A 17,801-nucleotide genomic window follows, 5' to 3' on the forward strand; every position below is an offset into this window, starting at 1 on the left:
GACGACGACCGATCATCTCTGGGCGCACCCTAGAGCAAACTTTGCCGGAATTAAAACAAAACCCTGCGCTGCAACAGGCTTTTGATGCGGTTTTTCGCTGCAGGCCCGTTCAGGCGTGCCCGGCTTCACCGAACAACATTGCCGGGTCGATCCCGATGGACTGAAGTGCCCGGTGCCACTTGCTCTCGCACGCGGGATCGAACACCAGCTCCCTGCTGGCAGGGCCGGTCAGCCAACCATTCGCCAGGATCTCGCTCTCGAGCTGCCCTGGGGCCCAACCGGAGTATCCGAGCGCCAGCATCGCATGCTCGGGGCCCCTGCCCTCGGCCATGGCCTTCAGGATCTCGAGGGTTGCGGTCAGGCAAATGCCGTTGTCGATTTCGAGGGTCGAACGGTCGAGGACATAGTCATTCGTGTGCAACACGAAGCCGCGCTCGACTTCGACAGGCCCACCCTTGTGCACGTTCATCTCGCGCAGGCGAGGCGGCAAGAGGATGGCATTGTCATCGGTGAGAATGTTGAGCTGGTAAAGCAGATCCTCGAGACTGAGGTGCCGGGCAACCTGGTTCAGCACCAGCCCCATGGCGCCTTGCTCGGTATGGGAACAGACATAGATCACCGAATGGTCGAAACGGTTGTCTTCCATGTTTGGCATGGCAATCAGGAACTGCCCTTCGAGCGAATCCGTCATTTCCGGCTCCCTGGTGACACTTCGGGCAAAGGCATCAATCTCCGCACTTCCGGTCCCGAAGTCCAAGAGAGTACCCTCACTTTACCATTTTGTTAACGCGGTGGATTCCCCGGCCGCGACATACGGTCCGCTTCACAGACCGCTCACACACAAATGACCCTCTTGATGGCAGCAATAAGATGACCGGCCAACGTTGATCGGCTAGGGAATAGACATGATAAGACTGTTCGCATTTCTCTTGCTGTCGGCCTTTGCCAGTTTGCAGACGACCTACAATGCGTCTGCGGCCGTATCCCCCTGGTCCAACGTGCATGGCGGCGCCGTCCGCCTTATCAGCTCCGGTCCGGGCGAGAACGGGCTCTACAGGATCGGTGTCGAATTCTCGATGGACCCGGGCTGGCACACCTACTGGCGCTTTCCCGGAGAAGCGGGCATCCCACCCACATTTGATTTCTCGGGTTCTCAGAACCTCAAATCCACCGCAATCCTGTTTCCGGTTCCAGAGCGCTACGACGACGGTTTCTCGCAATCGATCGTCTACAAGGATGCGGTGGTTCTTCCCGTCGACGCCGCAGCTGCCGACCCATCTCGGCCCATCGAGATATCCCTCTCTCTGTTCTTCGGGATCTGCAAGGATATCTGCGTTCCCGGCGAGGCGGAGCTTACCCTGACGCTCGCCCCGTCCGCTGAGGTGGACAAGACCGCTGCTTTCCTGATCGACCGTGATCGTGCGCTGGTGCCTGGAGCTCCTGTCGAGGGCGGCCCGCGCGTCAAAGACATTCGGTCAGAGCAGGCCGGACAGTCGCACAAGCTGGTCATCACCGCGGAAGTTTCCGAGGGCGGAGCGCATGACCTGTTCGCCGAAGGCCCAGAAGGTTCTTACATCGCCCTGCCTGTCCTTGCAGAGTCGTCCGGCAGCCGCGCGGTTTGGACACTGTCGACCAGAGGATTGGCAAGATCCGGCGAGGGTAGCCGCTTGACCCTCGTTCTCAAGGACAATGACACCGCCGTCGAAGAGACTTTCGAACTGGGCCCTGCGTTGTTGCCACCTGCTGCAAAGTGATTTGCCGATTTTTAGCTGCAAAGATCGTTACCCCGCTCTCGACCAAGCCTGCAAGAAAGCTTATTTGAATAGCGAGAGCCCCTCACGCTGGGATGAGGGGCAAGATGGAGTGAGCAGAGTGACGATCAAGGTTGGAGACAAGCTGCCGGACGCAGCATTCAAGATCATGACCGCGGACGGTCCGGGCGAAGTCAGCACGCAGGACCTGTTTGCAGGAAAGACTGTCGTTCTCTTCGGAGTACCGGGCGCTTTCACCCCGACCTGCCACATGAACCATCTGCCGGGCTTCATCGAGCATGCCGACACCATCCTCGGCAACGGCGTCGACACGATTGCAGTCGTCTCGGTCAACGACGTGTTCGTCATGGACGCGTGGAAGAAGGCGACCAACGCCGGCGACAAGATCACCTTCCTCGCAGACAGCGGCGCTGAATTCGTTGAAGCGATCGGGCTCGGTCTCGGCCCGGCACCGATCTTCGGGCACCTGCGCTCGCAGCGTTTCGCGCTGATTGCCAAGGACGGTGAAGTGAGCTTCCTGAGCGTTGAGGAAACCCCGGGCACGGCGACCGCGACCGGCGCTGCTGCGATCCTCGAAAATCTTTGATTGCAGGTTTCCGCCAGCAGGCAAGCAAATTCAGGAAGGGGCGTGGCCTGGCCGCGCCCCTTTTTCATTTCCCGAACAGCATATCAAGTGCCGGGATTTTGCTTCAGTGAAGGGGGCGCGGATCAATAGGTCTTTCTCAGCGTCGCCACGGCGTAGGTGAGATAAACCCCGATCAGCGTCGCCGCCAGACCGAACCATGTCAGTGCATAGCCCAGATGGTCGTTCTTGAACCGGACAACGGTTTCTCCCGCCTGCGGCAAGCCGTCGGGTCCTGAGAATTCAGCATCCAGGTCGATGCTGTAGGGCGCAAGCTTCTCCGACTGGGCACCAAGGACCTGCGCCATGTGACCGGTGTCCCGTGCAAACCATATGCGTTTGTCTTCCTGAGCTGCGGGTGTCGTCCAGTTCGGTGTTTCCGAGCGACGAAGAAGACCCGTCAATGTCTTCTCACCGGGCCATTTCGCCGGTCCTGCGTAAACCTCCGCGCCGTAGCCCCAAAGTTCCTGGGGAACGAAGCCCCGATTGACCATGACCGTCCAGCCCTCGTCTGCCTCAAAGGGGCTGTAGACCATGTAGCCGGGCCCTGAGTAGGTTCCCTTCCTGTCATAGCCGAGCGAGGTGTAGTAAAAGACATCGCCCTCAACGAAACGCCCGGTGACGGACACGTGCCGGTAATCGGCTTCAAACGGCGGCAGGTCCGCCCATTCGCCGGGCCCTGGTGCGGGAACCGGATCTGCCGAAACGTCCCGCTCGACCTTGGCGATCAGGGCCTCCTTCCACGAAAGCCGGTCAAGTTGCCAGAAGCCGAGGCTGAGAAGGATGGCCAGCGAGATTGCGCCGGCAATCGTCGGGAGCAAGAGGCGTCGGTAAGGTGTGAGGTAGCGATCTGTCATGGTGGCGGTCTGAAGCCGGCTTTGGAGAGTTGAGGAGATCAGGTATCTTCGGGTCCGCCCTCCAGGCGTCCCTCACTGGCATTGTGCCGGTACTGCAAGGCAATGAGAAGGCCCTTGAGCGGTCGAAGAATGCCGCCCGCCAGAACGACAGTCAGCGGCAACCAGAGCACGAGGTGAAGCCAGATTGGCGGCTGGTAGGCAAGTTCGACGGCGAGAACAAGGCCGACGATGATGAAGCCGACGATCATGATGACAAAGACCGCCGGCCCGTCGCCGCTGTCGGCAAAGGAATAGCTCAGGCCGCAGTTGCTGCAGCGCTCGCGCAGTCCGAGGAAGCCACTGAAAAGCCGCCCCTCGCCGCAGCGCGGGCAGTTTCCTCTAAGCCCGGCAGATACCGGATTGACCGGTGGATAGTGCGCCTTGTCTTCCATAGCGATCGATTTCCCAAATTGTCCGCCTGAACGACGACGCCCGACCCGGTAGACCGGATCGGGCGTCTTCAATCTCAGCTATCGTGCCGATCAGTGGGCTGCAGGTCCAGCGCCCCAGATGTAGATGGCAACGAAAAGGAACAGCCAGACGACGTCAACGAAGTGCCAGTACCAGGCAGCGGCTTCGAAGCCGAAGTGCTGTTCCTTGGTGAAGTGCCCGGCAAGGGCACGGAACAGGCAAACCGCCAGGAAGATGGTGCCGACGATCACATGGAAGCCGTGGAAACCGGTCGCCATGAAGAAGGTCGCACCGTAGATGCTGCCATCGAAGGTGAAGGCGGCGTGGCCGTATTCGTAAGCCTGGCAGATGGTGAAGATCACGCCCAGCAGAACGGTCAGGGTCAGACCCCACTTCAGACCGTCACGGTCGTCATGCAGCAGCGCGTGGTGCGCCCAAGTGACAGTGGTGCCGGACAGCAGCAGGATCAGGGTGTTGAGCAGCGGCAGGTGCCAGGGATCGAAGGTCGCGATGCCTTCCGGCGGCCAGACGCCGCCAGTTGCCTCGACGCGAGCGAACTGGATCGCTTCACCAGCGTAGAGTGCGGCGTCGAAATATGCCCAGAACCATGCGACGAAGAACATCACTTCCGAGGCGATGAACAGCAGCATGCCGTAGCGCAGATGAAGGGAAACGACGCGGGTGTGATGACCGGCGTGTGCTTCCTTGATGGTGTCGCGCCACCAGGCGAACATCACGTAAAGAACCATCACCAGACCGGCTGCGAAGATGCCCCAGCCCGTCAGGTCCATGCCGAAGAGCACGAGTTCAGCGCCCTGCGACATCTTCATGAAGGCGATCGCACCAATGGCCATGAAGAATGCGCCGACGGAAGCCAACAGCGGCCACGGGCTGGGATCGACCAGGTGGTAATCGTGATTATTGGTATGTGCCTCAGCCATCGGCATGCTCCCCAAACACAATAGTATCCGTCACGGTCAAGTGTGACGGGTTCATAGCTTCGTTTCAGCGGTCGCGTTTTCGGTCCGCGCCGCAATCGGTTGTTCCGGTTGGTCTACAGGAAAGAAGGTATAGGACAAGGTAATTTCCTTCACGTGTTTCAGCTCAGGATCATTGTCCATATCCGGGTCGACGAAAAAGACGACCGGCATTTCGATGCTTTCGCCCGGCTGGAGGGCCTGTTCCGTGAAACAGAAGCATTCCAGCTTGTTGAAATAGGCCCCGGCCTCGTTCGGCGTAACGTTGAAAACCGACGTGCCGACTGTCGGCTTGTCACCGGTATTCATCGCAACGTAGGCCACCTGCGCCGTCTCGCCCATCTTCATGGAGACAGAGCGCTGCAGCGGCTTGAAAGACCAGCTCAGAGTGTGGTTGACGTTGCCGTCCAGACGAACGGTCACGATACGTTCGATCACCCGGTCCGACTCGCTTTCGGCAACCTGCGTGGTGCCCCCGAAACCAGTGACCTGGCAAAAGAGATTATACAGAGGAACCGCGGCATAGGCGGCGCCGATCATGGTCACGAAGATGCCGGCGCAAATCAGACCAACGGTCCGGTTGCTGCGTTGTCCCTTGTCCATTTTCGGGTTGGTCTCGCTCATTGGTTCCTCAAAGCGGGCGGTTCAGGATGTCCGGACCCATCTTCACGATGGTGACGACATAGAAAAGCACGACGAGTGCGCCGAGCGCACATGCGATCGCTATGGAGCGCGAGCGCCGGCTCTTCGCCTGAGTTTCCGTCAGCTTGACGCCCTTTTCCTCGATCGACATGGCTCAAACGCCTCCAAGAAGGCTTTCCGCCAGAAGGATGGCGAAGAGCATGAAGAGATAGAAGATGGAGTAGGTGAACAGCCTGACAGTCGCCTTGCGTGCCGGTTCACCCTCTCGAAGTCGCCATACATTGACGGCGAGTGCGAGGAAGACAGCGCCAAGTGCTGCAGACGAAACACCGTAGGCGATCCCGGCAAAGCCGAGGAAGTAAGGCGCGACCGCCAATGGCACCAGCACGAGCGAATAGGCAAGGATCTGGTGCCGTGTCGAGGTTTCCCCGGCAACAACCGGCATCATCGGAACACCGGCGGCCTTGTAATCGCCATTCTTGAACAGCGCCAGCGCCCAGAAATGCGGCGGCGTCCACATGAAGATGATCAGGAACAGGATGAAGCTTTCGAGGCTGACACTGCCCGTCACTGCGGCCCAGCCGATCATCGGGGGGAAAGCCCCGGCGGCGCCGCCAATGACGATGTTCTGCGGCGTCGAGCGCTTCAGCCACATCGTATAGACGATGACATAGAAGAAAATCGTGAAGGCCAGAAACGCCCCGGCGAACCAGTTGACCAGCAGTCCGAGCGTCAGGACGGATCCGACGGACAGGGTCATGCCGAACGCGAAGGTTTCCTCACGGCTGACCTTCCCGGCCGGGATCGGACGTTTCTGGGTGCGCGACATGACCTGGTCGATGTCTGCGTCATACCACATGTTGAGGGCGCCGGATGCGCCGGCACCGATCGCGATGCACAGAAGAGCCACCGCCGCCAACACCGGGTGAATTTGTCCGGGCGCCAGCATCATGCCTACGAAGGCCGTGAAGATCACAAGCGACATCACCCGCGGCTTCAGCAGGGCGATATAGTCACCGACAGAACCGTTCCCGCCTTCCCAGACGAGAGCTTCCGTGTCGATCGTATCGTGGCGCTCGGCGAGCGACATGTGCGCTTCCCTTGTCTTTGTTCTTGGCCGGGCCGACCTTGAGATGATCGCTTTTGCCCTTGCACTTTCAACATGCACCGCGCCGTCTCCGGCGCGGTGCTTTTTTATTCGGCAGGGACATCAGGCCCCGCCCCGTGCCGCGCGGCTTACTTGATGCGCGGCAGGGTTTCGAACTGGTGGAACGGAGGCGGAGACGTCAGCGTCCATTCCAGGGTCGTTGCCCCTTCACCCCACGGGTTGTTGCCGACAGCGCGCTTCTTCATGAGCGCCTCGACGATACCGAAGATGAAGACCAGCACTGCGAAGGCCGAGATGTACGAACCGATGGAGGAAACGAAGTTCCAGCCGGCAAGTGCATCCGGATAGTCGGCATAGCGACGCGGCATGCCGTTCAGACCCAGGAAGTGCTGCGGGAAGAAGATGAGGTTCACGCCAACGAAGGTGATCCAGAAATGGGCCTTGCCGATGAACTCGTTGTACATGCAACCGAACATCTTCGGGAACCAGTAGTACCAGGCTGCGAAGATCGCGAACACGGCGCCAAGCGACAGCACGTAGTGGAAGTGAGCAACCACGTAGTAGGTGTCATGCATTGCGCGGTCGAGACCAGCGTTTGCCAGCTGCACACCCGTCACACCACCAACGGTGAACAGGAAGATGAAGCCGATTGCCCAGACCATCGGGGTACGGAACTCGATGGAGCCGCCCCACATGGTGGCGATCCAGGAGAAGATCTTCACGCCCGTGGGAACCGCGATGACCATGGTAGCCGCCACGAAGTAAGCCTGCGTTTCGACGGACATGCCGACGGTGTACATGTGGTGGGCCCACACGATGAAGCCGACAACACCGATCGCCACCATGGCGTATGCCATGCCCAGGTAGCCGAAGATCGGCTTGCGGGAGAAGGTGGAGATGATATGGCTGATGATGCCGAAGCCCGGGAGGATAAGGATGTACACTTCCGGGTGACCGAAGAACCAGAACAGGTGCTGGAACAGGATCGGGTCGCCACCACCGGCAGGGGCAAAGAACGTCGTGCCGAAGTTACGGTCGGTCAGAAGCATGGTGATGGCACCAGCCAGAACCGGCAGAGACAGAAGCAGCAGGAACGCGGTGATCAGCACGGACCAGGCAAACAGCGGCATCTTGTGCAGGGTCATGCCCGGCGCGCGCATGTTGAAGATGGTCGTGATGAAGTTGATCGCACCCAGGATCGACGAAGCACCTGCCACGTGCAGGGACAGGATCGCGAAATCCATCGCCGGGCCAGGCTGGCCGGAGGTGGAAAGCGGCGGGTAGATCGTCCAGCCGCCACCGACGCCATTGCCGCCCGGAGGGCCTTCAACGAAGAGCGACAGGATCAGCAGCAGGAAGGCTGGCGGAAGCAGCCAGAAGGAAATGTTGTTCATGCGCGGGAATGCCATGTCCGGCGCACCGATCATGATCGGCACGAAGTAGTTGGCATAACCGCCGATCATGGCCGGCATGACCATGAAGAAGATCATGATCAGACCATGAGAGGTCGTGAAGACGTTGAACGTGTGGGCGTTCGAGAAGATCTGCATGCCCGGCTCCTGGAGCTCGAGACGAATGCCGACACTCAGTGCGCCGCCCACGATCCCCGCGAAGATCGCGAAGAAGAGATAGAGAATTCCGATATCCTTGTGGTTGGTCGAATACAACCACCGGCGCCATCCGGTCGGATGGCCATGTGCCGCATGTGCATCGGTCGCAGCCATTGTGTGCTCCCTCAATTAAGAACCTTGGCGGCGCGCATCCGGCAACTTGGATCGACCGGAGCGCGCACGCATTTCCAAAACTCTGTCGCCGTTACTTAGCGGCGACAGCAATTTCCTCAATCGGACGCGCTTCGGCGACCTTCTTGTCTGCGGCAATGGCAGCCCACAGCTGGGTGTTTGCCGTATCCAGGTCTTCCTGAGCGGCAGCAGCCCATACATCGAACTGCTCCTGCGTCACGACGCGAACCGCGATCGGCATGAAGGCATGCTTGATGCCGCACAGTTCGGAGCACTGGCCGTAATAAACGCCGGTTTCGCGAGCATGGAACCAGGTTTCGTTCAGGCGACCCGGAACCGCATCGACCTTCACACCAAAGGCCGGCATGGCGAATGCGTGGATGACGTCTTCCGCCGTAACCTGAAGACGTACGGTCTTGTCGACCGGGATGACCAGATCGTAGTCGACCGCGAGCAGACGCGGCACTTCGTTGACCGTGACGCCGCGAGCTGCAGCGACGTCGGCGCGATCACCATCCTCGACCATGATGGAGTCGAAGTAGAGGTCGCCCATGCCTTCGTCGGTGTACTCGTAGCCCCAGTACCACTGGTAGCCGATCGCCTTGACGGTCATGTCGTATTCCGGGATTTCCAACTCCTTGTAGAGGAGACGGAAAGACGGGATCGCGATCACCACGAGGATCAGGATCGGAGCAACCGTCCAAACGACCTCGATCATCGTGTTGTGAGAGGTGCGGGACGGCACCGGATTGGCCTTGGCGTTGAACTTCACCACCACCAGGATGAGCAGCAGCAGCACGAACAGGGTGATGACCGTGATGATGCCAAGGGTGAAGTTATTGAACCAGTTGATGTCGTCCATGACGTCGGTCACGGAAGACTGGAAGCCGAGCTGCCAGGGGCCGAACCCGGGCTCCGCGGCCAGGGCCAGGCTGGATGAGCCGGCAATTGCGGTCGCCGTTGCGACCATGTTGATGAGACGCTTGAAGATACCCTTCACGTCCGCGCTCCCTTCCCTCGACCGCCCGACAAAGGCGGTACACGCATGCAAGTTCTTGAACCCGTCGGGCCCAACAGCGACTGGCCGGTCGCGAAAGCGGTCCGGCCGATCAATTCGGCTCGCCAACAGGCATTGCCGTATAATAGTCACAAACGCTTCGTCTGCGCGATGGGACCTTTGGTGTGAGCGTCGAAGTGCCGCACAGCTCCAAAGCCACCGTTCCGGCGCACAAAAACCACAAGAAACGCAAAGCTGCAATGGCCATCAGCGCTTTTCGGAACGAACTCCCCCCTACATTTCGCTTGATGCCGATCAATGACACTCGTTTTCTGGTCAAAATTTGCAGCTTCCGCCTTACCCGCGGCCCTGAGGGGTGGTAACGCTTTCCCGCATGCGGCAATCTCGCCGCAGTGAACATTTGATCGATTCGCTGCCACGCAACTGCTTCATTCCGGAGGCAACATCAGGTGTGGCCGTGATTGGAGGACACCCTTTGCCTAGCCGAATTTCGTCTCTCGGAGCCTCTCTTGCCCTCGCAGTTGCCGTGAGCGTCGGTTCTCTGACGCCATCCCTGGCGCAGGGCGAAGTCAAGTCGACCCATGGCGATTGGCAGATGCGCTGCGACACCCCTCCGGGCGCTGCCAGCGAGCAATGTGCACTGATCCAGAATGTAACCGCAGCCGACCGCGAAAACGTCGGACTCTCGGTGATCGTGTTGAAGACTGCCGACAAGCAGGCACGGATCCTCAGGGTCCTGGCACCGCTCGGTGTGCTTCTGCCCTCCGGTCTCGGCCTTCGGGTCGATGACGCAGACATCGGGCGCGCCGGCTTTGTGCGCTGCCTTCCGAACGGCTGTATTGCCGAGGTCATTCTGGAAGATGCGCTGATTGAGAAGCTGCAGGCGGGCGCGCAGGCCACCTTCATCATCTTCCAGACTCCGGAAGAAGGCATCGGTATTCCGATTTCTCTGAACGGCTTCTCCGCCGGCTTCGACGCCCTGCCGTGATCCTGTTTTCGTCTGCAACTGCAGACCAAAACTGAAGTGCGGGAATCCGTCTAGCCGACGGTTTCCGTCGGCTGTATATCGGTCGAACGACGGCGCGGTGTCACCGAGTGCAGGCGGTCCGCCCCGGCGAAGATGCCCTCCTTGAGCTGCAGGGCCAACCTCTCCTCGTCCCGCTTTCGCACGTCTTCCTCGATCTGCTGAATACGTTCAACCGGGGTTCCAAGGGTTTCCAGGGCGACCTTGCCGAAGGCAATCGAGGACTCGAAGGTCTCCCGGATCTGGAAGTCGACGCCCTTGCGTGTCAGCTCCAGTGAATGCGCGCGGTCCGTCGCCCGGCAGAAGACCAGTGCATTCGGAAAGCCTTCGCGGATCAGGTCTATCGACTGGCCCATCACCCGGTCGTTCTCGACACACAGCGCGATCAGAGCAGCCTTGCCCGCACCCGCTGCAGCCAGAACGTCTGCACGGGTGGCATCGCCGTAATAGACCTTGAACCCAAGCTTTCGGGCATAGGCGATACGGTCGGGGCGATTGTCGATGGCCCGTACTTCCAGGCCCTCGGAGGTCAGGATCTGCGCGACGGTCATGCCAAAGCGGCCAAAGCCGACCACAAGGACCGTCGGAGTGGCTTCCTCGAAAGTCTCGATGGCCGGGTTCTCGACCCCCTTCTGCTTGAGTTTCGCCGCGATGAGCTCAAGACCCAGGCAGGCGAGCGGGGTCAGCAGCATCGTCAGAATGACGACCGAGTTGAGCAGATTGACCGTTTCATAAGACAAAATCCTGGCACCAATGGCGGCAGTGAACAGGACAAACGCAAACTCCCCGCCCTGGGGCAGGGTCACGGCAATACGGAACGCATCCGAATTCGATGACCCGGAGCCTCGGGTCAGTGCCCAGAGAAAGGCCCCCTTCACCAACATGACGATGGCGACAGCGCCGAGGATCGTGCCGAGGTTGTCGAGAAGGACCGAGAAGTCCAACGACATGCCAACGGCCACGAAGAACAAGCCCATGAGGAGCGAGCGAAATGGTTCGATGTCCGCTTCAAGCGTGTGGCGGAAACTTGATTCCGCCAGCAGGACACCGGCCAGGAAAGCGCCCAGCGCCATGGACAGGCCGACCGCGTGCATGATGCCGGCGCTTCCCAGTGCAACCAGCAAGGCCGCTGTCAGCATGACTTCGCGTGCCCGGCTCGCAGCCAGGAAAGAGAAGAGCGGCGACGCCAGATAGCGACCAGCCAGGACCACGGCAGCAATCGCACCGACAATGGTTGCGATCTCGATGGCAATGTCGGCGCCCCTCGAAGGTCCTTCGTGCGGCGCAAGGATGGCGACCATCGCCAGCAGCGGCACGATCGCGATGTCCTGGAGCAGAAGAATTCCGAAAGCGCGCTGGCCATAGGCCGAAGACAACTGGCCACGTTCCTGCAGGATTTGAAGGGCAAAGGCAGTCGACGACAAGGCAAGGCCAAAGCCGGCGACAAGCGAGGCCTTGGTCGAGAATCCGAAGTAATGACAGACCGAGTAGAGAGAGAGGCCGGTCAGCATGACCTGCGCGGTGCCAAGCCCGAAGATGTCACGCTTCATGCGCCACAGCTTTTGTGGGTCAAGCTCCAGCCCGATGACGAAGAGAAGAAGCACCACGCCAAGCTCCGCGACGTGGAGAACGTCCTCGCCGGAACCAAGAAAGCCGAGCCCGAACGGACCTATGGCAGCACCGGCCGCGAGATAGCCGACCACGGACCCCAACCCGAGACGCTTGGCGATCGGCACGGCGACAACCGTGGCGGCCAGGAAAATGATCGACTCGGTAAAAAACGGGGGCGCGCCTTCAGCTGCCATTTCCTCTCCCTCGGTTGGTTCAGCAATTCGAGCCTATTCGGCAAGCGTAAAGATTTAACAGCCTGCCGGGTGATACCTTGCCGAAACCGCAGATCGTTTCCTTGAGCTGAAACAATCGCCTAAGGAGTGGCTGTCAATCAGACCGCCGTACCTCCGACGGTCAGGGCGTTGATGCGCATGGACGGCTGGCCGACGCCGACCGGAACGCCCTGCCCCTGCTTGCCGCAGGTTCCAAGCCCCGGGTCGAGCGCCATATCATTGCCGATCATGGAAATGCGGGTCAGGGCATCAGGCCCATTGCCGATCAGCATGGCACCCTTGACCGGCTCACCGACCTTGCCGTCGCGAACCCGGTAAGCCTCCGTGCATGAAAACACGAACTTGCCGCTGGTGATATCCACCTGGCCGCCGCCGAAGGAAACGGCATAAAGTCCGTCCTTGACCGACGCCAGGATTTCTTCAGGTTCCTTGTCCCCCGACAGCATGACCGTGTTGGTCATGCGCGGCATTGGGATGTGCGCATAGGACTGGCGGCGGCCATTGCCTGTCGGCTCCATTCCCATCAGGCGGGCATTCTGGCGATCCTGCATGTAGCCGGTAAGGATACCATCCTCGATCAGGACCGTGCGCGAGGCCGGCGTCCCTTCATCGTCCACCGTCAGCGACCCACGGCGATCGGGAATCGTGCCGTCATCGACAATGGTGACACCGGGAGAGGCCACCCGCTGACCCATCAGGCCTGCGAAGGCTGACGTCTTCTTGCGATTGAAATCGCCTTCAAGACCATGACCGACCGCCTCATGCAGCAGGATGCCGGGCCAGCCCGGACCAAGCACCACGTCGAGCGTTCCGGCCGGAGCCGGGACAGCCTCCAGGTTGACCAGCGCCTGTCGCAGCGCCTCATCAACGCCGCCCTGCCAGTTTTCCGGTGTGATGAACCGGTCGAAACCTTCGCGGCCGCCGCAGCCATAGGAGCCGCTTTCCTGCCGTTCGTCACTGCCGGCCACAACGTTGATGCTGAGGCGGACCATCGGACGAACGTCCCGCACCCGGTGTCCGTCGGCGCGCAGGATATCCACGACCTGCCACGAGCCGGCCAGCGACGCCGTTACCTGCCGCACCCGCGGATCCTTCGAACGGGCATAGGCGTCAATCTCCTGAAGGAGCTTGACCTTGTCCTCGAAAGAGGGACCGCCGAGCGGATTGGCATCCGTGTAAAGCGACTGGTTGGTACGTGCCGGCGGCGCGGCATAGGTGCCGGAGTGGCCCGACTTGACGGCCGAGACGGCCTCGGCCGCCCGCACGAGGGCGCCCTCCGAAATTTCGCCGGCATGGGCGTAGCCGGCGGCCTCGCCCACGACTGCCCGCAGACCGAAGCCCTGGGCCGTGTCGTAGTTCGCGCCTTTCAGCCGCCCGTTGTCGAACACCAGGCCCTCTGACTGGCGATACTCCACGAAGAGCTCACCGTCGTCGGCACCATCGAGTGCCTGCGCCGTAATGCGCTTGGCCGTTTCCAGGCCGAGGCCAGAGGTTTCGATCAGGTCGGTGCTGAGATCGCTCATGGAAGATCCACTCCGTTTGATACTGGCACCCCATTGGCAGCCTTTGCATGAGTGCGGCTGTCGGCGGCCGGGACGCGGTCATTGTTTCCTAACATAGGGGATCGCCGCCGAATTTCACCTTGCAATCGCGGTTCTCCACTTGCGCGAACTTAAACTTGAATATAATACTCAACTTATTGACCTCCACGACCCACTGAGGCTCCCGCGCATCCCCGCGCGGGGGTTTCAAAGGCAGGGCCCCTCAGGCCGGTACAATCATGTTCCGCCAGCCGACGTCGCGTTGGCATCCTCCCCGGGGTCAATTCCTTCTCGCACCTATTGCAAAAGACGGACACATCATGACCCATGACGACCGGGCCGGCGAAAGCCTTGCGGGCCTGCACCCTTTGACTGCTTATATGGCGGCCCGTGGCGACGGTCCCGATCCGCGCCTGGCAGCGGCGCTCGCAACTCCGGGGTCCACGTCTGGCGAGATCGCAACGGCTTCCAATTCGCTTGATAACGTCATTCACGCAGACTTTTCCGCCGGCGGCAGCAGAGGCGCAAACCGACCTGACAGAGGCGTGGTGAAGGACCGTTCGCTGTGAAGGCGGTTCTGGTCGCCATGCATATCGTCGCCTGCCAACCCGACCTCCTCATCTGCAAGGACCTTTCCGATGACGGCCAGCGCTGGACGGATGTTTCCCATTGCGATGATGAGCGGGAAACGCGGATCGGCCGAGAACGAGCACATCTTCCTCAATGGGCGGTCGTGATGGCGCGTTGCCGCTATCTGATCACCAGAGACCGGCGCAGCCTGCAGCTTTTCTGAGGGCACACGGGGCCTAAGCCATATGAAACTTGCCCTTGCACCGCCGCGAGCCTAGGTTCTAAAAGGGCGCTGCCCCAAAACCCAGATCAGCCGGCGACAAGAACAATGATGAACCGCTACGAAAATCCGCGCATCCCGACCGAGGCCAAGGTCCGTTACCTGGATGGCGACTATCAGGTCGAGAGCCCGGGAACCTTTGTCCGTTGTGCGGTCACCGGTAGCGCAATCCCGCTGGATGAGCTGAAGTACTGGTCAGTTGAACTGCAGGAAGCCTATGTGGATGCCGAGGCTTCCCTGAAGCGCTACCAGGAAATCCACCCGGCATAAGCCTCAGGCCCTGCTCCGCTGCCCTGGCTGAAGCACAGGCGTCATTTTCCGGGCTTGAACGCTCGTGACCTGATCTTTTCCCGGATCGCCGCGACGAGGCGGTCCTCATCCTCGATCTTCATCCGCACGTTCAGGACTTCGGTGCGCGCGCAAAGCCACCTGAAGATCTCGTGTTGCGCCGTTTCCAGACGCACCATGTCCTTAGCCGTGGTCACGAGCTGATAGCCTTCGGCCTCTGCACGCCTCAACATATCCTCGGCCTGTTCGACCGTGTAGGCATGGTGGTCCGGAAAACTTCGGGTTTCCGCGACATCCAGCCCCGCATCCTGCAAGGTACTGAAAAACTTTTGCGGCCGCCCGATCCCTGCGAAGGCCAGGAGCGGAACGCCCTTGAGTTCCTCCTGGATGTCCGGCTCGACATGGGCGTGAAGGATGGGTAACCCGCGGCGGCCAGCAAGATGCAGTACTTCGTCCGCCGCGCTTCCCTGCCCCACCACCACCAGAACATCGGTCTTGCCGATCTGGTTCGACATGGGCGCGCGCAACGGCCCGGCAGGCAGGCACAGGCCATTGCCGAGGCCAGTTGCAGCATCGACCAGGACTACTGTCAGGTCCTTCGCGAGCGCCGGATTCTGGAAGCCGTCATCCATGATGATTATGTCGGCGTAGTTGCTCTCCGCGAGCGCAGCCCCGGCAACACGATCAGCGGCGACCACCGTGGGCGCGGTCTTCGCCAACATCAAGGCTTCATCGCCAACCTGTTCGGAATCGTGCCGATCGGCGTCCACGACAAGAGGCCCGCTTTCCGAGCCACCATAGCCGCGCAGCAGGAAACCCGGTTCAAAGCCCTCGGCGGCAAGACGTTTTGCGAGGCGGAGTGCAAACGGTGTCTTGCCGACCCCGCCAACAACGAAATTGCCGACGCAGACAACAGGCACCCGCGCCGCTCCTGAAGGCTTGCGCATCATCCGGGCGCCGGTCGCCCGGCCGTAAATCAGGGAGGGCAGATAGAGCGCAAGCGCCTGCCATTTGAGGCCTTTCTGCCACCAGAAAGCCGGTGCGTTGCGCATTTGCTTAAGTCTCCCGCTCGCCCGACCGCGAAGGTGCCAGATAGGGAGACAGGAAATCAAGCGTACGGTCCAGAGCGCCACGGCCTTCCGCGATCACTGCTGCGGCCGCGCTCGTCTGCTCCTTGCGGGCAACCGCATCATCCAGCAGACGACGAACCTCTGCGGCAAGCAACCGCGGCTCAGATACCCTGACAGCGCCACCGGTTTCCCAGAGCGCACGGTAGACCGGGCGCGCGTTGGCCACCTTGGGACCGCTGATCAGCGCGGTTTCAAACGACGCAGCTTCTACCGGGTTGTGCCCGCCCACCTCGACAAAAGAGCCTCCGAGAAAGCAAACATCTGCGGCGGAGTAGAAAAGGTTCATTTCGCCCAACGTGTCGCCGACGTAGACCTGGGCATCGGCTGGCACCGGCAGGTTCTGCGTGCGGCGCAGAACCGCGAAGCCCTTATCCGCAGCCAGACGGGAGATGTCCTCCCCCCTGGCCGGATGGCGCGGCACCAACATGAGGAGCAGGTCAGGCGTGTCTTCCAGCAAACGCTGATGCGCGTCCAGCGCGATTGCGTCTTCGCCCGGATGTGTCAAAGCCGCCAGCCACCTTGGTCGATTGCCTATCGTCGCCCTGAAGCCGCTCAATTCGCCGCGGGAAGGAGCATCAGGCGCCGCATCGAATTTCAGATTTCCCGGTGTCTCTACGCGGGTGCACCCCAGGGCGCTGAACCGCTTGGCATCTGCAGCACTCTGGGCAAGTACCAACTCTGGCAATCCGAAGAGATACCGGGAAGCGGTCTTCACCTGGCTCCAGCCATTAAACGACTTTTCCGACATGCGCCCATTGACGATGCAAAGGGGGACACCCCGACGCGCAAGAGCAACAAAGCTCGCCGGCCAGATCTCCGACTCCACGCAAAGCGCCAGATCCGGCTGCCAGTGTTCGAGAAATCTCTCCCAACAGGAAAGACTGTCATAGGGAGCGTATTGATGGATCGCTCCGTTGGGCAGCTGTTGCTGGGCGAGGCTTGCGGAGGTGCGCGTCACTGTCGTCAGCAGAACGGTGTAGCCGCGGGCCTGAAGGCGCGAGATCAGTGACAGCACCGAGGCTGTCTCACCCACGCTTGCGGCATGTATCCAGACGAGATGTCCCTTCGGGCGGACGACACCGGAAATGCCGAACTTTTCCTCCCCGCGGGCAGGATCGTCCTTGCCGGATTTGCAGCGGTAGGCATGGAGAAGTCTCAGAACCGGGCCGGCCAGCCGGGAAAGGGCCAGATAAAGCGTTACCGACAAAGGGCAACGCTCAGCCATCGCTGCGCCCAACGAGTTCGTAGGCACGCCGGGTTGCGGTGTTCAGTCCGGCTTCGACGGCCTGACGCGCAGTTTCCAACGCATCGTCATCGGCCTCACCGTCAACCCAAATCAGCTCGCCGACTGCAATCCCACCTCGACCGAACGGCATGTTCACGCTTGCCTTGTCCCAGGAGTTCAGCTCGATGCTCCGGCTCGTCGCCACGGCTACCGGAACAATCGGTCTTCCCGAATGGCGTGCCAACTGAACGATACCCGAACCCGCTACGCGCGCAGGTCCTTTCGGGACATCTGCGGTCATCGCCACCGACACCCCTTCGTTCAGGGTCCGCATCGCTTCGATAAAGCCACGCAAGCCACCACGCTTGGAGATCTGGTGCGACTTCTGACTGCCGGATGCCCGGATCAGCCCGAGCCCGAGCTTTTCCGCGGCTATGGCGTTGACTTCACCGTCGGCAGATCTGGAAATCATGACTTTCGCCGGCCAGTCGTCGGGCTTGGCAAAAGGCATCATGAAATGCTGGCCGTGCCACATGGCCACTATGACCGGCAGATCGCCAAAGATTTCGTCGTAGATGGTTGGAGGATCCAAAACGAAACGGTTTGTCCGATTGACAAACTTCAGATACCCCGCCAGCAGAGACCCGACACCCTTGAGCACTTTGGGGTGCCGGCCAATACGTTTAAGCATCAATTCGATGTCCAGTTGGC

20 protein-coding genes are annotated in these 17,801 nt (G+C 60.7%); 6 read left to right on the plus strand and 14 right to left on the minus strand.

Translation table 11 applies throughout. From position 1 onward, the window contains the following. Nucleotides 1-109: 109 nt before the first annotated feature. Nucleotides 110-691: a YqgE/AlgH family protein gene (locus ACN0SY_RS06245; protein ID WP_417685438.1), complete on the minus strand. Its 582-nt coding sequence runs from the start codon at nucleotides 689-691 to the stop codon at nucleotides 110-112. Nucleotides 692-905: 214 nt separating this feature from the next. Between ACN0SY_RS06245 and ACN0SY_RS06250 the strand changes: the two genes are divergently transcribed. Together ACN0SY_RS06250 and ACN0SY_RS06255 are read left to right on the plus strand one after the other, a co-directional pair. Then, nucleotides 906-1,754 (plus strand): protein-disulfide reductase DsbD domain-containing protein, encoded by an 849-nt coding sequence (locus ACN0SY_RS06250; protein WP_417685440.1) that lies wholly within the window; start codon nucleotides 906-908, stop codon nucleotides 1,752-1,754. 118 nt (nucleotides 1,755-1,872) lie between these two features. Continuing rightward, nucleotides 1,873-2,358, plus strand: coding sequence for a peroxiredoxin (locus ACN0SY_RS06255; RefSeq protein WP_417685442.1), 486 nt, complete (start codon nucleotides 1,873-1,875; stop codon nucleotides 2,356-2,358). Nucleotides 2,359-2,480: 122 nt separating this feature from the next. Here ACN0SY_RS06255 and ACN0SY_RS06260 read toward each other — a convergent pair whose 3' ends face one another. From ACN0SY_RS06260 to coxB, 8 genes are all read right to left on the minus strand, one after another. Next, nucleotides 2,481-3,251, minus strand: a complete 771-nt coding sequence (locus tag ACN0SY_RS06260) for an SURF1 family protein (RefSeq protein ID WP_417685444.1) — start codon at nucleotides 3,249-3,251, stop codon at nucleotides 2,481-2,483. Between the two features lie 38 nt (nucleotides 3,252-3,289). Further along, the gene (locus ACN0SY_RS06265) at nucleotides 3,290-3,682 is read right to left on the minus strand and encodes a DUF983 domain-containing protein (protein WP_417685446.1); all 393 of its coding nucleotides are present in this window, start codon (nucleotides 3,680-3,682) and stop codon (nucleotides 3,290-3,292) included. A 90-nt stretch (nucleotides 3,683-3,772) separates the two neighbouring features. Then, entirely contained in the window at nucleotides 3,773-4,642 is an 870-nt protein-coding gene (locus ACN0SY_RS06270; RefSeq protein ID WP_417685448.1) for a cytochrome c oxidase subunit 3, read from the minus strand. 51 nt (nucleotides 4,643-4,693) lie between these two features. Next, entirely contained in the window at nucleotides 4,694-5,302 is a 609-nt protein-coding gene (locus ACN0SY_RS06275; protein ID WP_417685450.1) for a cytochrome c oxidase assembly protein, read from the minus strand. Between the two features lie 7 nt (nucleotides 5,303-5,309). Continuing rightward, entirely contained in the window at nucleotides 5,310-5,471 is a 162-nt protein-coding gene (locus ACN0SY_RS06280) for a hypothetical protein (RefSeq protein ID WP_417685452.1), read from the minus strand. Nucleotides 5,472-5,474: 3 nt separating this feature from the next. Beyond that, on the minus strand, nucleotides 5,475-6,410 hold the full coding sequence (locus ACN0SY_RS06285; protein ID WP_417685454.1) for a heme o synthase: 936 nt from the start codon (nucleotides 6,408-6,410) through the stop codon (nucleotides 5,475-5,477). A gap of 146 nt (nucleotides 6,411-6,556) precedes the next feature. After that, nucleotides 6,557-8,152, minus strand: coding sequence for a cytochrome c oxidase subunit I (gene ctaD / locus ACN0SY_RS06290; RefSeq protein WP_417685456.1), 1,596 nt, complete (start codon nucleotides 8,150-8,152; stop codon nucleotides 6,557-6,559). A gap of 91 nt (nucleotides 8,153-8,243) precedes the next feature. Continuing rightward, nucleotides 8,244-9,140, minus strand: coding sequence for a cytochrome c oxidase subunit II (gene coxB / locus ACN0SY_RS06295; protein WP_417685899.1), 897 nt, complete (start codon nucleotides 9,138-9,140; stop codon nucleotides 8,244-8,246). A 523-nt stretch (nucleotides 9,141-9,663) separates the two neighbouring features. Here coxB and ACN0SY_RS06300 point away from each other — a divergent pair. Beyond that, entirely contained in the window at nucleotides 9,664-10,176 is a 513-nt protein-coding gene (locus ACN0SY_RS06300) for an invasion associated locus B family protein (RefSeq protein ID WP_417685458.1), read from the plus strand. A 50-nt stretch (nucleotides 10,177-10,226) separates the two neighbouring features. Here ACN0SY_RS06300 and ACN0SY_RS06305 read toward each other — a convergent pair whose 3' ends face one another. After that, nucleotides 10,227-12,017 carry a monovalent cation:proton antiporter-2 (CPA2) family protein gene (locus ACN0SY_RS06305; protein WP_417685460.1) on the minus strand — a complete coding sequence of 597 codons (1,791 nt, stop codon included), beginning with the start codon at nucleotides 12,015-12,017 and terminating at the stop codon, nucleotides 10,227-10,229. Between the two features lie 137 nt (nucleotides 12,018-12,154). Beyond that, nucleotides 12,155-13,579, minus strand: coding sequence for a metalloprotease TldD (gene tldD / locus ACN0SY_RS06310; RefSeq protein WP_417685462.1), 1,425 nt, complete (start codon nucleotides 13,577-13,579; stop codon nucleotides 12,155-12,157). Between the two features lie 338 nt (nucleotides 13,580-13,917). Here tldD and ACN0SY_RS06315 point away from each other — a divergent pair, with 338 nt between their 5' ends. From ACN0SY_RS06315 to ACN0SY_RS06325, 3 genes are all read left to right on the plus strand, one after another. Further along, on the plus strand, nucleotides 13,918-14,166 hold the full coding sequence (locus tag ACN0SY_RS06315) for a hypothetical protein (RefSeq protein WP_417685464.1): 249 nt from the start codon (nucleotides 13,918-13,920) through the stop codon (nucleotides 14,164-14,166). Beyond that, nucleotides 14,163-14,390, plus strand: coding sequence for a hypothetical protein (locus ACN0SY_RS06320; RefSeq protein ID WP_417685466.1), 228 nt, complete (start codon nucleotides 14,163-14,165; stop codon nucleotides 14,388-14,390). Before ACN0SY_RS06315 ends, ACN0SY_RS06320 begins: the two co-directional genes overlap by 4 nt. 105 nt (nucleotides 14,391-14,495) lie before the next feature. After that, nucleotides 14,496-14,717, plus strand: coding sequence for a DUF2093 domain-containing protein (locus ACN0SY_RS06325; RefSeq protein ID WP_417685468.1), 222 nt, complete (start codon nucleotides 14,496-14,498; stop codon nucleotides 14,715-14,717). A gap of 41 nt (nucleotides 14,718-14,758) precedes the next feature. Here the strand turns inward: ACN0SY_RS06325 and lpxK are convergent, their stop codons facing one another. From lpxK to ACN0SY_RS06340, 3 genes are read right to left on the minus strand one after another with little or no spacing between them, the layout of a single operon-like run. Continuing rightward, a complete protein-coding gene (gene lpxK / locus ACN0SY_RS06330; RefSeq protein WP_417685470.1) occupies nucleotides 14,759-15,787 on the minus strand; it encodes a tetraacyldisaccharide 4'-kinase in 1,029 nt (342 codons plus the stop codon). A 4-nt stretch (nucleotides 15,788-15,791) separates the two neighbouring features. Further along, nucleotides 15,792-17,090 (minus strand): 3-deoxy-D-manno-octulosonic acid transferase, encoded by a 1,299-nt coding sequence (locus ACN0SY_RS06335; RefSeq protein ID WP_417685472.1) that lies wholly within the window; start codon nucleotides 17,088-17,090, stop codon nucleotides 15,792-15,794. Then, on the minus strand, nucleotides 17,083-17,781 hold the full coding sequence (locus ACN0SY_RS06340; protein WP_417685474.1) for a lysophospholipid acyltransferase family protein: 699 nt from the start codon (nucleotides 17,779-17,781) through the stop codon (nucleotides 17,083-17,085). The genes ACN0SY_RS06335 and ACN0SY_RS06340 overlap by 8 nt, the downstream gene beginning before the upstream one ends. Nucleotides 17,782-17,801 lie beyond the last annotated feature (20 nt).

This window comes from Roseibium sp., from assembly GCF_048261595.1.
GTDB lineage: Bacteria > Pseudomonadota > Alphaproteobacteria > Rhizobiales > Stappiaceae > Roseibium.